11 protein-coding genes and 1 tRNA gene are annotated in these 15,842 nt (G+C 42.8%); 6 read left to right on the forward strand and 6 right to left on the reverse strand.

Translation table 11 applies throughout. The features are described 5' to 3' along the window. Positions 1 to 245 precede the first annotated feature (245 nt). Together DWX33_RS07875 and DWX33_RS07880 are read right to left on the reverse strand one after the other, a co-directional pair. Entirely contained in the window at positions 246 to 1,463 is a 1,218-nt protein-coding gene (locus DWX33_RS07875) for a site-specific integrase (protein ID WP_008764264.1), read from the reverse strand. 19 nt (positions 1,464 to 1,482) lie between these two features. Beyond that, positions 1,483 to 2,712 carry a site-specific integrase gene (locus tag DWX33_RS07880; protein WP_117893918.1) on the reverse strand — a complete coding sequence of 410 codons (1,230 nt, stop codon included), beginning with the start codon at positions 2,710 to 2,712 and terminating at the stop codon, positions 1,483 to 1,485. Positions 2,713 to 2,923: 211 nt separating this feature from the next. Between DWX33_RS07880 and DWX33_RS07885 the strand changes: the two genes are divergently transcribed. Next, positions 2,924 to 3,175: a tyrosine-type recombinase/integrase gene (locus DWX33_RS07885; RefSeq protein WP_122145055.1), complete on the forward strand. Its 252-nt coding sequence runs from the start codon at positions 2,924 to 2,926 to the stop codon at positions 3,173 to 3,175. A 103-nt stretch (positions 3,176 to 3,278) separates the two neighbouring features. Here the strand turns inward: DWX33_RS07885 and DWX33_RS07890 are convergent, their stop codons facing one another. Then, on the reverse strand, positions 3,279 to 3,641 hold the full coding sequence (locus tag DWX33_RS07890; RefSeq protein WP_122143914.1) for a PD-(D/E)XK nuclease family transposase: 363 nt from the start codon (positions 3,639 to 3,641) through the stop codon (positions 3,279 to 3,281). Between the two features lie 160 nt (positions 3,642 to 3,801). Here DWX33_RS07890 and DWX33_RS07895 point away from each other — a divergent pair, with 160 nt between their 5' ends. Continuing rightward, positions 3,802 to 5,169: a fimbrial protein gene (locus DWX33_RS07895; protein ID WP_005867551.1), complete on the forward strand. Its 1,368-nt coding sequence runs from the start codon at positions 3,802 to 3,804 to the stop codon at positions 5,167 to 5,169. 857 nt (positions 5,170 to 6,026) lie between these two features. On the opposite strand, the gene DWX33_RS07900 is transcribed toward DWX33_RS07895, so the two are convergent. Both DWX33_RS07900 and DWX33_RS07905 read right to left on the reverse strand, forming a co-directional pair. Then, positions 6,027 to 7,391, reverse strand: a complete 1,365-nt coding sequence (locus DWX33_RS07900) for a fimbrial protein (protein WP_233570140.1) — start codon at positions 7,389 to 7,391, stop codon at positions 6,027 to 6,029. Between the two features lie 341 nt (positions 7,392 to 7,732). Then, positions 7,733 to 9,634, reverse strand: a complete 1,902-nt coding sequence (locus DWX33_RS07905; protein ID WP_122297518.1) for a response regulator — start codon at positions 9,632 to 9,634, stop codon at positions 7,733 to 7,735. Positions 9,635 to 10,197: 563 nt separating this feature from the next. Between DWX33_RS07905 and DWX33_RS07910 the strand changes: the two genes are divergently transcribed. Then, positions 10,198 to 11,130 (forward strand): FimB/Mfa2 family fimbrial subunit, encoded by a 933-nt coding sequence (locus DWX33_RS07910; RefSeq protein ID WP_005867545.1) that lies wholly within the window; start codon positions 10,198 to 10,200, stop codon positions 11,128 to 11,130. 701 nt (positions 11,131 to 11,831) lie between these two features. Here the strand turns inward: DWX33_RS07910 and DWX33_RS07915 are convergent. Beyond that, positions 11,832 to 11,905 (reverse strand) — tRNA-Met (locus DWX33_RS07915). A gap of 203 nt (positions 11,906 to 12,108) precedes the next feature. On the opposite strand from DWX33_RS07915, the gene DWX33_RS07920 reads away from it, so the two are divergent. The 3 genes from DWX33_RS07920 (at position 12,109) to DWX33_RS07930 (ending at position 15,761) form a co-directional block, all read left to right on the forward strand. Then, a complete protein-coding gene (locus DWX33_RS07920) occupies positions 12,109 to 12,492 on the forward strand; it encodes an START-like domain-containing protein (protein WP_005867543.1) in 384 nt (127 codons plus the stop codon). A gap of 102 nt (positions 12,493 to 12,594) precedes the next feature. Then, on the forward strand, positions 12,595 to 14,541 hold the full coding sequence (locus DWX33_RS07925) for an LptF/LptG family permease (RefSeq protein WP_057328304.1): 1,947 nt from the start codon (positions 12,595 to 12,597) through the stop codon (positions 14,539 to 14,541). Positions 14,542 to 14,543: 2 nt separating this feature from the next. Further along, entirely contained in the window at positions 14,544 to 15,761 is a 1,218-nt protein-coding gene (locus DWX33_RS07930) for a bifunctional 3,4-dihydroxy-2-butanone-4-phosphate synthase/GTP cyclohydrolase II (RefSeq protein ID WP_005859476.1), read from the forward strand. Positions 15,762 to 15,842: the final 81 nt, after the last annotated feature.

The raw sequence follows: 15,842 nt of genomic DNA on the forward strand, positions 1-15,842 counted from the left end.
CGGTAGTTTCCTACTGTCTGTATGCTGTTCCTTTTTTGTTGTATCGACTTTTCCGTCGGTCGCTTGTTTCCGCTGCCGTCAGCCTTCCCTGTACAGACGTGAAAGTGGAAAGGTTTTCGGGCTGAATACGCTTTGCCTGCAAAGGAAGATTCTGCCCGAAACGGCACGGCCGCCCGACCTTTTCACTTTCAATGAAGTCTGTACTAACTTCATGGACGGCGAGGAAGCAGGCGGCTGCGAAATTGTCATTGGCTGTCAGAGCCGGAATGTGTGCGGCTTTGGCTTCTCTTTTCCATCAGTCTGTCCATTTCCCTTGAAATTTTTTCTTCCGTTATCCTAGCATACCCTTGTGTGGTGGAAATGTTCGAGTGTCCCATCATCTTGGCTATGCTCTCGATGGATACGCTCTCTGAAATGAGCAGGACCCCGAACCCGTGCCGGGCCTGATGGTACGAAAGGTCATCGTGCCTGCCCAGGATCACGCCGATTTCCCGTATCTCGTGCCAGATGGAATCCCGGCTCGGCAACGGGAACACGGGACTGTGTATGTCGGTGGTATTGTATAGGGACAGTATCTGCTCGGCTATCGGGTGCAGGGGGATGAACGCTTCCACCCCGGTCTTCTTCCGGTTGATGCGGATGAACCGCCGACCCTCCGCCGTCGTCCCGATATGGCACGGATGGAGCTGCTTGATGTCGGCATAGGCAAGCCCGGTGAAATAGGAGAAGATGAATGCACGCCTGCCCAGTTCCGCACGTCCTTCATTCAGGGGCATGGCCAGTATCCTTTTCATCTCTTCACGGGTGACATACTTGTGCTTGGGTGCGGTTTTCTTCTCATATTCGACATTCTCCACCGGATTGGTGCGCAGGATCTCGTTGTCCACGGCAAGATACAAGAGGCGGTTCAGCCAGCAGAGGCAGCGGTTGGTCTGCGAGGTGCTGAAATTCTTGTTCCTGATAAGGAATGCCTTGTAGTTCCTGCCGAAGTCTTCCGTTATTTCTTCAAAGGCGATGTCCTTCTTCCCCAGTGAAACAAGGTAGTCCGTCAGGTACTTCTGGAAATACTGTGATTGCCGGTAGGTGGAGGTGGAATTGATCTCCCTGCTACGTATTCTGAGACGTTCACGCTCTATCTCGCCCATCCGGAGCAGATGTGTCGGAACGACGAACTGCCTTGTCACCCGGTTCTTGATAATCTCCGCACTGACGACACCCTGTGTCCTCAGAATTTCCTCGTAAGTCTGTTCGATATACTTCCGGTACTCCTGCAGTCTGGCGTTTTCCCTTACCGTGCGTATGGTCCCGGTTCGGGCGTTCCAGTCTTCCGGCTTGCAGCATATCCCAGTGGTGATGGCGGTGTTCCTGCCGTCTATGGTGATGCGGCACATGACCGCCGTGGTTCCGTCAGCCTTTATCTTGCCGCGGTTGATATAGAACAGTATGGAAAAGGTACTTCTCATGATTCTCATTGTTTATGGGTTATAGAACAAGTTTCAAATCTCCGGTAGCCTCGATAAGCCTGTCCATGTCCTCGAAGAGCTTTTTCGGGGTGACGCGGGCATAGACCTGGGTCGTCTGTATGTTGCTATGCCCCAGCATACTGCTGATGGTCTCTATCGGAACGCCCGCTTCAAGGGTGACGAGCGAGGCGAACGAGTGGCGTCCGACATGGTAGCACAGGTTCTCCTTTATCCCTGCCAGTACGGCCAGCGCCTTCATGTGGTTTCTCATGCTCGGATAGTGGATCATCGGGAACAGCGTGTCCCTGCTGTCATCATGATATTTCTCTATCAGGGCGACGGCTTCCGGCAGCAGCTTCACGCTTGCGCGGAGCTCGTTCTTTTTACGGCGGTATTTCAGCCATAGCTTGCCGTCCTCGCCGGTGTACAGGTTTTCCCGGGTGACGGTCACGGCATCGCTGTAGGCGACCCCGGTATAGCAGGCGAAGAGGAACAGGTCCCTTGCCAGACGGTGGGTCGTGCGGTGCGGGGCTATCTCCACGTCACGGATTTTCTCGAAGCTTTCACGGCACAGTGCCTTGGGAGTCTTGACGGTCTGTTTCGGGAGGACGTAGTGCTGGAACATGAACCGCTCGGAGTGTCCTTCCTGATAAGCCCTTTTGCACGTTTTCTTGAGAATTGCCAGGTAATGCCGTACAGTGTCCACGGCATACCCTTTCTCGTCAAGGATGAAATTCTCATAGTCGTGGATGAACTGTTCCGTAAGCTGCCCGAAGGCCAGGTCTTTCGTCTTGAATTTGGTTTCAATGAACTCGCGCATGGTACGGCAGGTAAAGTCGTATGCCGGATAGGTACCTTTTGCCCGGTCTATCCCGATACGGCTCTTCACCTCATCCCTGAGGGCATCCAGCATTTTCATCAGGGTCATCTGCGTCTTCATGCTGCCCTGGAAGGCATCCTTGACGGAAGCTGCGTCAAATTCCCCCTTGCGTTCCAGAAGGGAATCGAAGGCGGCATTGATGTCAAGCAGCAACTTGTCGATTTTCGCATTTGTTTCCACCGCCTCCCTGCTCTTGCCGTTCAGCCGGCTTTCACGGGGATTCCACAGCCCGGGAGTGCAGGAGAGCTTGCAGCTGAACTGCGCCATCGTCCGGTTCACGGTGATGCGTCCCATTATCGGAGCTTTGCCCGACTTGTCCAGTCCGCTCTTTTTGAGGTAGAGCAAAACCTTGAATTTTTCTACTTTCATACGCTTATAACTTTAGTTGCAAAATTACCTGTTTTATAAGCGTTCTTCGGCATGCAAAACAATGACAATCAGTGTAATATATCGGCGTTTTTAATTATCCGATTTGCTTCGCGTTACCTCGTTTCCTTTCGGTAACTGACCTGCTAACGGTTTGGTAACTGAACATCTTCAATAATCTCCACTTTCCTGCTTTTTTTATAAGTGGAAGAATATAGAGAAATGGTTAGTTTCCAGCGGATTACGTTATCCTTTCTTCTCGTTTCCGGTGCTCTGTTTGCCTATCTTATTCCACGTAAGCCGCCATACTTTCGCCACTCTTTCACTAGCTCTTGGCATTGACTTGTATACGGTATGTAAATTACTAGGACACAAGAACATCATCTCCACACAAGTATACGCAAAAATCATCGATGCTAGTAAAAGACAGGCAATAGACCGGTTTAATGGGGTGTTAGACGCATGAGACGGAGATCACTTCAGATTCGGATGGCACGGATCAAGAAAGATACTTCTCCCCAAGATCCGTGTCATCCGCTATAGTTTCAGTCCGCAACTGGCTTATCAGATCAGAGACTTTGTATTATTTCCAACGAAAGCCCCGTGCATTCGGCGATTAATGAAAGATCGACACCGGCTTTCTTCATGTTACGAGCGTTGCGTAGGGTAGCCAAACGCTCACCTTCTGCTTTACCTTTTGTTTCCGCCTCCTCCACGGCGTACTCCATCGTGGCCTTCCAGTCACGGTAGATCTTCAGATTCTCATCGTACGTCGCACGCTCCTTGGGGGACAAGGCATTCACATTCGCTACGTCGAGCAAGCGTCGGAAGTATGCCTCTTTTTCTTTAAATGGGGACATATCAAATAGATTCATATTCTTCAATACATAAATTGTTTTTTCCAACGGAGTCTCGCCCTGACGGGAGATCATACGGCAAATGTAATAAAAACCTCGATTAAAGAAGTAACGTTGAGGGTAATTAATACTACTGAGTTGTTACTTCCCTTCACACAACAAAAGCCTAATCAACTAAAGAACACCCCCCTATAACCATTCCCCAATAGAACTTAGAAATTTATTATTCGGGACAATGATCGCTTGCGCATTTGCGGCGTGTTCAAACGAGGATGATCCTATCCCTAGCGTGGATCCGACACCTACACCGGAAGCAGGCACCGCTGATCTTACGATTGTGGTGAAAAACTTAACAAAGAGCACACAGACAAAAGCCGGCGAGGATGAGAACGCCAAGGAAGGCGAAGCTAAGATTTACAATTTATTTGTAGCCCTTTATAATGAGGACGGAACATTCTTACAAGTTAGTGATCTTACAGCTAATGAGGATGAAGAGGTTACTGATTCAAACAATGAGATTCAGTTTAAGGGATTAAAGGCTGGTGCTTCTTATCGTGCTTTGGCTTTCGCGAATGTTCCAAAGGATGCTCTTACCGCAACCGCTAACTCTTTTGAGTTGACATCTGCTTACTATGTCTTTTCCGGAGAAGGAGCGAATGGGTTACCTATGAGTAGTGGTATTAGCCCTAAATTCACTCTTGCCGAAGGTGAAAATTATTATGGTTACTCAAACACTACAGGAGGACACAGTATTGAATCTGGAAAACCTTTAGGATTAATTAGAAATGTGGCTCGTGTGGAATTGAATGCCCTTGATTTGGATATGACTAAAGTCAAGGTTGATGGTAGTCAAAAATACAAATCAGGAACGATTAAGTTTGTGCCTAAGGATGTTTTTGTATTACATGGTCGTACAAAAGCTAAGGTGGCAGACCAAAGCCAAAGTAATACAGAGTGGTTCAATCTGCCAGATAAGGTTTGGGGTAATATTGCCGCTACTTATGAAACTGCTGATGGAGATGATTATTATTCCGGGACTAACTCTAGTAACTCATTCGGCCGTTTTGCTGGAACTGTCGATGCTGCTAATTATATAAAGGCATTGAGTACAGCAGAAACAACATATACTCAGAATTGGGAAGATGCTACTATTTCCGGAGATAAAGCAATTACTCTTGCGAACTCTTTATATTTTTATGTGTTGCCTAATAATCAGACAGGAGCGGCCAGAGAACAAGAAGATCCGGAAGAGGAAGATCAAGCTTTCGTCCTGGATAAAACAACTTTGGCATCCGAATTGGTTGTCAGTGGTGAAGTTTATATAAAAGCTATAATGAATGATAACACATCTTGGACATTTGGTAAAGAGGATGCTCCTGTCTTGCGCTATTGGCCGATAAAGATTGGTCTCGATGGATTGGATAGCGAAAACATGTATTACGGTCAGGTACATAGAAACGTGGTTTATCAGATTTCTGCTACTATCGCCGGTAATGGTTATGCAGATCCTACGCAGCCGAAGGATGATCCTACAGCCGACTTGTTTGTTAGGACAATGGTCATGAATTGGGGTACAGCTACTCAAGCTCCTGTTATCGAATAATACTTATTCTTTGAATAATAATCAAAAGGCATTCTCTATCAACAGGGAATGCCTTTTTTGTTATAAATATAATATGTCAATGCCCGTTGGCAAAGTTAGAAAGTCAAAAGATTTATGTTTAAGAAGTTGTTCTCTCCGGACACGCCCCAGATGCCATTCTATGTGTAAATAATCCAAATCATCTACCATATCTACCATTATTTATGTAATCTTTTGATTGTAAATAATTTATCTTGTGGTGGTAGATAGTGAACATCTACCACTACAAACTTCGATCTACCATCATTAGGTTACCGGAAAGATTAGCACGAACAATTACTACTAACGATAAATAATGTATAACATTCTGTATTTCAATAAATAATAGTTTTTTGCATAGAAAAACAAAAGTTTTGCTATAGAGAAACTTTTGTTTCTTTAGTATGAAATAAAAGTTTCTTCAGTATGAAACCACTAACTTCACCTATTGAAACTCTTATTGGCTTTAATCCCTTTGTCTGTCTCTTATAAAATCGTATAATACTAAATATACGAGTCCGCAAGCTTGGGAAGTGATTTTTTTGCGTTTCCCATTAAAACATGGTAGATGCAGAATGAAAATTGTAGATGTTATTCCATCTGCAACCACTATATAACATATTTATTTACAATAAGTATAAGGTTGAATTGTAGATATTGTAGATATTCTCATGAAATAATATTCCGGCTCTTAGGTTCAAGACATATGGGATCGCCATCATAAGGAAAAGATAGTAAATTTTGTAGTCTCCGGATCAATTTATAACCAGAATTATACATGCAAAAAAGGCACTCCCGATAAAAGGAATGCCTTTTGGACGTTATTCAAAGAATAGATATTATTCGACAACTGAAGATTGATTTGCGCTACCCCAATCAAGCACCTTTGTCTTAACAAACAACTCAACAAAGTCTGTTGGAGGAACAGTAGGATCATCATATCCTCTACCGGCTAAAGTTGCGTCAATACTGTAAATTATATTACGATGGATCTTTCCATCCTTTAAATACTCAGCCGTAGCTGCTGCCATTTCATTCGTCGCAGCAATTTTAATAGGCCAATATGCTGTTTTCTCCGCATAGTTGTATACTGCATCACTTCCGCTCTTTTTAGCATTTTCGAGCTTATAAGTACCTTTAACTACAATTTCAGTTGAAAGATCCTCTGGTTTGAAATTTTCAGCACCATTCATTTCACGAGCAGCCTTAACTTGGGGATTTTCGAACACATAGAATTTAGGGGCGATTTTGATAGTCGCAGACACACCATCTTCAGTTGCGATATTCTGTACCAATGCGGTGGCTGGTAAACTGGCCTTGTATCCTTCAATAATAGAACCTCTCATATTCGTAAACATAGCGTCATCATTCACGAAATCTCCTCTATAACCTGAAGCATAATCTGTAGCATTAGCAGCATAAGTTGCGGACACATTACCCCATACGGTATTGCTAACGACATTCCACCAGCTATTGCCATTACCCATATCTGCTGCATTGGACTTCGTCCGCCCATGCATGATGAATACACATTCTGGTACAATTGTCGCAGTTCCTTCAACGTATTCATCTTTTGTAGCTTTAGTCATGTCTAAACTAAGTCCCGTAAAATCAATGCGCGCTACATTTCTTATCAAGTACAAGGGATCTGCTACAAGAATATGTTCACCTTCTCCCACTGTTTTAGTATATCCATAATAGTTTTTACCTGCTTGTAAAGTGAATGGATCAGACAAACCACTACTCATTGGTAAATAGTTTTCTGCGAATCCGGCAGCTGGCATCGTATATACAGGAGATACAAAGTTGTCAATTGTTGTACCAGCCAGTGAGATTTCAGGCATATTAGCAAATGCGATAGCACGTAATTGCGCACCTTCTGTCAGTCCGGCAAATTGAACCTCATCATTATCCGCAGCAGCATCCTCATTGGCAATATCAGAGGTTGAAGCGACAAGCGCTCCAGTTTCAGCATCATAAAGAGCAACTGTTAAGTTTGTAATTTTAGCTTCATTTTCAGTCTGTGTCCCCTCCGCTGCAGCTTTAGTCAAACTTCTAGCCACATTTTTCACAGAAATAGTCAGTGTTGCGTTATTTTCCCCTGTTTGCGGTTGATCCGGTCCTACGATAGGATCATCCTCGTTTGAACACGCCGCGAATGCGCAAGCGATCATTGTTCCGAATAATAAATTTCTAAGTTTCATATACATATAATTTTATGAGTTAATAAATCTTTTATATAAACCTTTCTTTCTCAATCACTTTTTACATTTTCAGTCACATAACAAGAACTCTTTGTTCAAATCTTCCCCATGACCAATCTGTTGTTCGTTGATGACATCGCAAAGGTATTTGGACTATAAAAAAAAGTAAATAGGTGTTACTTTCATAAATAAGAGGTAAAACTATAAATTTTCATTCGGGATATTTCCGGGCTGATTAGCACCGTTGTAAGGCTATCAAAAAGAGGTTGAAAAATATCGTATCAAAAAACAACTAAAAAATTTTGCCATTCCCCGGCGATTTTCGGGAAATGGCAAAACGATTAATTCTTACCCGGCAGATACTGTGAAGGAGTGACGCCGTATTGTTCCGTAAAACGCTTACGGAAAGTGGCGGTATCGTTGAAGCCGACCATTTCCGAAACCTCTTGGATAGAGTATCGCTGCATACTGATCAGTTCGGCGGCTTTCTTCAAACGTACCATACGGGTAAGCTCCAATATACTACTATCCGAGTAGAGTTTTATCTTTCTATATAATGTAGGGAGACTCATGTTTAAAGAATCCGCCAAAATCTTCGCCTCAAAACTAGGGTCATCCAAATGTTTCTCGATCGTCGAGATAACCGCATCCATAAAAAGATTGGAAGGGGAATCATCTTTCTTTACCGTTTTCTCTACCTCGGGATGCGCACCTACAGGACTCGACGTATAGAAACGTCTCATCTCATCCCTACGTTTCAACAAACTGTTTACCTTACTTCGTAGCACCTCTACATCGAATGGCTTGGTTATATAATCATCGGCGCCACATTCAATGCCAGCTATAACATCCTCACTCTCTACCTTTGCGGTTAGCAAGACAACTGGCACTTGCGCTAATTCTGGGATGCCTTTGATTTCACGACAGGTAGCAAGCCCATCTTTAACGGGCATCATCACGTCACATAAAATAAGATCCGGCCGTTCAGCTCGTGCGATCTCTACACCCTCCTGGCCATTATGAGCTTCCGAAACATGATACTCACTGGCAAAAACATGACGCAGGAACCAACGAATCTGATCACTGTCATCAATCACCAGCATTTTCTTCCCGGTCTCTTTCTTTTTCGGAACAACTTGGATCAACTCGGCGATCTCCTCCTTCTGCATCTCATTCAGCTTTACCAGATCACCATCCGGCTCGATGAATTCCACGGCACGTTCCATATAATGGCTTCTCCCCAAAGGAATCAATATCGTATATTGGGTTCCCGTCTCGTCCTCCGATGAAATTCCTTCGAAAATAGCGCCGGAGGATTCTGTCATATCCACGATCTGTTTCAAACCCAAACGGGTACTTTCGCTTTCTCCTAACCCATCATCTTGGATAGAGAAAGAACAATAAGCCTTGCCATTCGAGCGCACCACGGAAATATTGATCGAGATCTTTCCAAAGCGGTAGGTATTTTTTAACGCATTAGATAAAAGTACACGCAAGGCAAACTCCATCTTCCGACGATCTATCCAGACCCAAAGAACAGAGGTTTGGGTATTAATATGAAATTCCACATTATTCATGGCTATCCAGTCCACGAATAAATCACAAATCTGCTTTGTTATACTGATCATGTCATAACGAGCTATCCGAAGATGGTTTGCCACGTCATCTCCATGACGGGTATTTCGCAATTGCTCGATAAGGTCTTGAAGAGCCAAGGTATTACGGTAAGCAGACAATAATTGAGTCGCTTCACTAGAGTCAATATCATTTTTACGTTGCAACAACTCACTCAACGAACCAAGCACAAGCGATAGTGGAGTACGCATTTCATGAATCGTTTCAACAAAAAACGAATTATGGAGCTTTTCCATTTCCTCAAGGCGCTTTTTCAAATCCTCCCGTTCTACCTCATTATCCCTATTCCAATTATCAGTCTCACGGATTTTATTGACCAACATTTGTTGGATCTCCCGATTTTTTACGCTTAACGCATCGACAGACCGAAGAAGCTCATCGTTTCTCGCCATAAGCTCACCATCTTTGGCAATATACTCTTTCTTCAACCTATACATATAATAACTCAAAAAAGCTATTACACATATGGACACTATCAGTAAAATGATAAAAGGTAGAATTCCTTGAGAGCCCTCCATTGTATCATTGGCCGCAGCAATATAATGAGCTTCAACGAACAAGCCCCAAAATGCCATCATAAATTTCGCTTTAAAACCTTTTGATCTCATATCATTGATTATTAAGATGTTATTTATATAAAACGCCAGTAAAAAACGTTCGTTTAAATCTTGCGTTTTTATCTTCAACTTTTTTGCAGCCTTACAAAGGTCAAAAATTTTATTTAAATTTCAGTTATTCAGTTGGATAAAAATAATAAAAAAATAACATGATTATCAATGAGACTTCATAATTTATACACATAAAAACGCAAGATTTAAACGAACGTTTTTTACTGGCGTTTTAATAGACGTTAACAACAACTGCATTCCTATCACACAACAGAGGCAAGGCTATCAGTAAGGACCAGCGATGATATATTTACCACTCAAATTGATAGGAACAAACTAATTAACATTATTTAAGCATCATCCAAAACATGCATCAATAAAGGGACATAGAGGTATAATGATAGTTTTACCCACTTTTTTGATAAAAATACCCATCATAAAAGATACAACCTATGATTTTTATACATAAATTCGCGATGTAGTGATAAGGAAAGACCGTTGAGGGGCGGTCAAAAAAAACCAAGTCACTTAGATTAAGGGTAAAGCATATAAAAAGTAGGGTCATGAAAAAGGGTAATTTTTTCGCAAATTGCGTATTTGCGGTTTCTGTTATTTTCACAGTTTTGTCATTCTCCGCTTGCACGGATGATTCAAATGACGTAGTAGCAACAACGAGTGAGGTTATTGAACAAGCCGAAGTGCCATTCTCCGTGGTATTAAAAGCAATGAATTCAGATGGTAACGACATTACGACCAAGGGAGAGGTGAATGGAGCTACATTATTTGTCTTCGATCAAAACAACGATTTCTTCGAGCAGATTAATGTAAACAAATCTACAATTTTATCTCGCCGGGCTATAGACATTAACTGCCCGAACAGTAATGACATAACCGTGATCGCATGGAGTGGAATCAATTCTGGAAACGAAGAGATTTCAAACATGAGCAAAGCCAATATTATATCCGATTTGCAAGTCAGTCTAAAAGAGAATAACGGCATAGCTAATATTCCGAGCGATTTGTTCTATGGACAAGTTACGCTTCATAAGAACTCTTCAACAAAATCCACCGTATCAAACGAATTACAAATCATTCGCAAAACTTCAATTTTCCAGCTTTCAACGAAAGGACTGATCAAGTATCTAGGGAGTAATGCCGGAAATTTTGAATATCGAATTAAAAATACAAAAAGCTCATTGGACTACAATGGCAACCCAACAGGAGAAGAGGTTGAATTCGCTTTCCCCGCTTCTTTTGACGAAAAAGGTAATTTGACAACAGAAGCCCAAGCCATTTTTCCGGCTCAAAATATAACGATAGAGCTTTACAAGGACGGTGATCTTATTTTTTCTAGCGAAAAAGACAAAAACGGAGAATTATTCGCTGCAAACCCCGGAAAACGCACCGAGATCACTTTCAAGTACTCTGGAGAAGTTTCGGCTAATATTGTAATTGCCGACTGGGCAACCGTTATCCAACATATAACACTGAATTAAGATACCCTCAATTTTTATATGCTTTGGCGCACGTCACGAGATTAGAGAATTTCGGGCGTGCGCTGTTTTTCTCTCAAAAACCGCATTCTCCGTGATAGGAATACCCATGATATTGACACGAACACCGTCTTAACTTTATTTAAATATTAACGGAAACCCGCTTCATCACAAGGCCCACTCCACCTGTTGATAGTTTTACACACTAAACTGATACAAATACCGATCAAATAAAGATACAACCTATGAATATTATGAATATATTCGCAACAGACATTAGGGTAAGCATATAAAAATCACAGCAGGGTCACTACATAAACAAGGGTAACTAGATTTAAATTTTATATGCTAAACGCACGCTTCAGATGATTTCCGAGGCGTGCGTTATTTATATGATAGAAATACATTCTCCTATTGAGACAAATACCATCACTCAAAACATTTAGACATACATATCTTTGTATTTATAAATCAAGCAAAGCAATTTGCGAAATTTTACCCTATGACCCTGCTTACATATATAATTACCCTTAAATTATGATGTAGGCAAACCTAATTAACATAACCGCGAGGTTACATAATTATTTTGCCTGAACAATCAAGATCGTTTACGAGAAAGATTGTTCAGGTTTTTTTATCCTCCCAAAAGACCATCTGATAGCAAAAGAAAAAAGGAGATCGAAAAATCGACCTCCTTTTCTAGGTAGCGAGACCCGGGATTGAACCGGGGACCTCATGATTATGAATCATGCGCTCTAACCAGCTGAGCTATCTCGCCATCATTTTATTGTCACTGTCTCTCTTATTGACGGTGCAAAAGTAGGGGTTATTTTTGAATTACACAACATTTTCAATAAAAAAATTCGCTTAATTTTTAAGGCCTCCACCTAATCAGTTAGTTATTAGTTACTTTTTTCATCATTAAAATTAGTCGTTTTCAAATCTTTTATGTATCTTGCGGCAAATATAAGGATAAGAACAATGAAGAAAGAGAAGTTTCATATCGAATACATTTTCGATAAAGTTTCACGACGAAGCTTGTGGAATCACCTAACCACCGCTTTGGGACTTTCCGCTTGGTTCGCCGACGAGGTCATTATAAATGATAATCTCTATACCTTTAAATGGAGTAAAGAGGCCCAAGAGGCAACAGTGATCGACTCCAAGCCGGAGAACTTTATCCGTTACCGCTGGGTAGACGAGGAAGATGAGAGCGCTTATTTCGAATTTATAATCCATACAATCGAATTAACAGGTTCTACGGCACTTGAGATTACGGATTTCTCCGAACCCGGGGAGAAAAAAGATTCCATTAATTTATGGGACTCGCAAGTGGAAGATTTGAAGCGAACGCTTGGTATTTAGAGTAGTTTTACAGAAATCTGTGGGGTGTTATCGTTTTTTACACTACTTTTGCCACTTCAACCAGATTAGGCAATGTTGAGAATAAAACGATTATATACATTTATGCTGCAGACATTCCTGCCGTTGTTTCTTATGACATTCGGTATTTGTCTGTTTATTGTGTTGATGCAATTTCTTTGGCGATACATCGACGATATGGTGGGAAAAGGCCTCGGCATCCCTGTACTAGCGGAGATGTTTATGTATGCGGCCTTGTTTCTTGTCCCGATGGCACTTCCCTTGGCTATTCTATTAGCCTCATTAATGACTTTTGGAAATTTAGGGGAACGTCTGGAATTACTGGCCATGAAGTCTGCCGGGGTATCATTGATACATATCATGCGTCCTTTGATCGTAACGCTACTATTTGTGAGCGTGGGCGCCTTTTTCTTCCAAAACAACGTAATGCCCGTTGTCCAAGTCAAGCTATATACATTATTATATTCCATGCGCCAGAAATCACCGGAATTGGATATTCCGGAAGGTTCATTCTACAAAGATATTCCCGGATTCAATGTATATGTGAAGAAAAAGGACCCGAAGGACGGTTTATTAAAAGACGTGATGATCTATGATTATTCGGAAGGATTCAATAACGCCCGTGTAATCGTAGCGGACTCCGGACGGTTAAAGACATCCGCCGATAAATTATTCCTTGTCCTATCTTTATTTAACGGAGAATCTTTCGAGAACGTAGGTAAAAGCCAAGCCAACACGACGCAAGCGAGAACCGCCGTCCCCTATCGACGAGAATCATTCAGCAGCAAAGATATCTTGATTGAATTCGATGCGAATTTCAACCGTACCGACGAATCTTTCATGCAGAACCAATATATGGGAAAAAACTTGAAGGATTTACAAACCTCTATCGATTCGATGGGCGTACGCTTGGATAGCATCAAGGACGTGAACGCAAAAAGCATTTACGATGCCTCATACGTAAAAACACTAAAGTCCTTACGGGCTAAAAAAGAGAGTGAAGCCGAGGGGCAGCCAGACGAGCAGCAGGAAAAACTGCCGGTAATCACTCCTACCATCAAGTTGGATTTCGACAGTCTTTACCAAGCGCAGGCACCGAGTAGTAAAGCGGCTTTATTAGGCCGAGCCAAGTCCTCGATCGAGAATATCAAGACCGACTATTATTTCCGCGCGGCCACGGTTGGCGACGAGGCCTATAAGGTACGCCGTCACTTGACGGAATGGCATAAGAAATTCACTGTATCGTTCGCTTGCATCATGTTCTTCTTTATCGGAGCGCCCTTAGGAGCCATCATCCGTAAAGGTGGGTTGGGCGTACCGGTCGTTATCTCGGTAATCTTGTTTATCTTCTATTATATTATAGATAATATGGGCTTCAAGATGGCACGCGACGGCGTTTGGGACGCATGGGAAGGTATGTGGCTTAGCTCCGTGGTCCTAACACCTATGGGTATATTCCTAACCTATAAAGCGGTAAAAGATTCTGTTATCTTGAATGCCGACACTTACGTGAATGCCTTGAAGAACTTAATAGGTAAGCGTGAAGGGAGAAAAGTGGAGCGGAAAGAGGTTATCATATACACCCCCGATTATGAGGCCACCCTTCCTCAACTGGAGAAATTGGTGGAAGAAAGCACGACTTATCTGGCAAACCATAAACGTTGGATCAATTATCTGACATTTTGGAAACAAGGCGGAAAAGATAACACAGCGGAACTGTTAGCTCAGGACACGGAAAATATCGTGGAGGAATTAAGTAATTCCGACCAGAATTTACTCCTGAATAAATTGATGGACTACCCGGTCATCGGAGGTTACAATAATAAGCTAAGCAAGCATATAAACGGGAAACTTGCCTTGGCTATCGGTATTTTCTTCCCACTGGGATTGCCAATCTACCTATTGGCTACGTACCAACGTAAATTGCTACGGCATGATATCGTCATGGTACAAAAGACCAGTAAGGAGCTGATCAATATGATATATTCATTACATTTGCTAAAAAATAACTCGGATATAAATAATCAATAAATATGAGCGAGATTCAATTAAACACCATCGAAGAAGCTATCGAGGATTTCCGTGAAGGAAAGTTCTTAATCGTTGTAGACGACGAGGACCGGGAGAATGAAGGAGACTTTATCATCGCGGCCGAGAAAGTAACCCCGGAAAAAATCAACTTCATGTTGAAAAACGGACGAGGTGTATTATGCGCCCCGATCACGGAAGAACGTTGCCAAGAGTTGGAGCTGGATATGCAAGTTGCCAATAACACCTCTTTATTAGGTACTCCTTTCACGATAACAGTAGATAAATTAGGAGGGAAATGTACGACCGGCGTTTCCATGTACGACCGTGCGGAAACGATCTTGGCGCTGGCAGATCCAAAGACCAAGCCATCCGATCTGGGACGTCCCGGACATATCAATCCGCTCCGTGCCCGCTCTCGTGGCGTACTTCGCCGTGCGGGTCATACAGAGGCTGCCGTGGATTTGGCCCGGTTAGCCGGTTTATATCCCGCCGGAGCCTTGATCGAGATCATCAACGAGGATGGAACCATGGCACGTCTGCCGCAATTAATTGAGGTAGCCAAGAAATTCGATATCAAGATTATTTGCATCAAGGACCTGATCGCTTATCGCCTCCGGACCGAATCGATCGTAGAGAACGGCGTAGAGGTAGATCTCCCTACCGAGTACGGACATTTCCGTCTCATTCCTTTCCGCCAGAAAAGCAATGGATTAGAGCATATAGCTTTGATAAAGGGTAAATTCGAGAAAGACGAGCCTATCTTAGTACGCGTGCACTCATCTTGCGCTACAGGTGATATCTTCGGTTCCATGCGTTGCGAGTGCGGAGAGCAACTGCACGAGGCTATGCGCCGCATCGACCAAGAAGGCAAAGGCGTTATCGTTTACCTGAACCAAGAAGGACGAGGCATCGGATTGATGGAGAAGATGAAAGCATACAAGCTCCAAGAGGATGGTTTGGATACGGTGGACGCGAACTTGCATTTAGGCCATCAAGCGGATGAGCGAGATTATGGTGTCGGAGCACAGATCTTACGTCATATCGGCGTAACGAAAATGCGCCTGATGAGCAATAATCCGGTAAAACGCGTAGGTCTGGAAGCTTACGGACTTGAGGTAGTAGAGAACGTTCCTATCGAGGTGAAACCAAATCCATACAACGAATTCTACATGAAAACGAAGAAAGAACGTATGGGGCATGTGCTGCATAACATTAAATAGTTATCAGAACGTTGCAAGAATTCCGATTATTGATTACTTTTGTCGCATAATAATAAAACAACCTATACAAAAAGCAATGTC

It is taken from the genome of Parabacteroides sp. AF19-14 (assembly GCF_003635485.1).
Classification (GTDB): Bacteria; Bacteroidota; Bacteroidia; order Bacteroidales; family Tannerellaceae; genus Parabacteroides; species Parabacteroides distasonis.

Excerpts from the sequence above, each read along its gene's own strand:
- DWX33_RS07900 (WP_233570140.1), bottom strand. The coding sequence starts at position 7,391 with ATGAAACTTAGAAATTTATTATTCGGAACAATGATCGCTTGCGCATTC.
- DWX33_RS07905 (WP_122297518.1), bottom strand. The coding sequence starts at position 9,634 with ATGAGATCAAAAGGTTTTAAAGCGAAATTTATGATGGCATTTTGGGGC.
- DWX33_RS07910 (WP_005867545.1), top strand. The coding sequence starts at position 10,198 with ATGAAAAAGGGTAATTTTTTCGCAAATTGCGTATTTGCGGTTTCTGTT.
- DWX33_RS07880 (WP_117893918.1), bottom strand. The coding sequence starts at position 2,712 with ATGAAAGTAGAAAAATTCAAGGTTTTGCTCTACCTCAAAAAGAGCGGA.
- DWX33_RS07890 (WP_122143914.1), bottom strand. The coding sequence starts at position 3,641 with ATGATCTCCCGTCAGGGCGAGACTCCGTTGGAAAAAACAATTTATGTA.
- DWX33_RS07895 (WP_005867551.1), top strand. The coding sequence starts at position 3,802 with ATGATCGCTTGCGCATTTGCGGCGTGTTCAAACGAGGATGATCCTATC.
- DWX33_RS07925 (WP_057328304.1), top strand. The coding sequence starts at position 12,595 with ATGCTGCAGACATTCCTGCCGTTGTTTCTTATGACATTCGGTATTTGT.
- DWX33_RS07920 (WP_005867543.1), top strand. The coding sequence starts at position 12,109 with ATGAAGAAAGAGAAGTTTCATATCGAATACATTTTCGATAAAGTTTCA.
- DWX33_RS07875 (WP_008764264.1), bottom strand. The coding sequence starts at position 1,463 with ATGAGAAGTACCTTTTCCATACTGTTCTATATCAACCGCGGCAAGATA.
- DWX33_RS07930 (WP_005859476.1), top strand. The coding sequence starts at position 14,544 with ATGAGCGAGATTCAATTAAACACCATCGAAGAAGCTATCGAGGATTTC.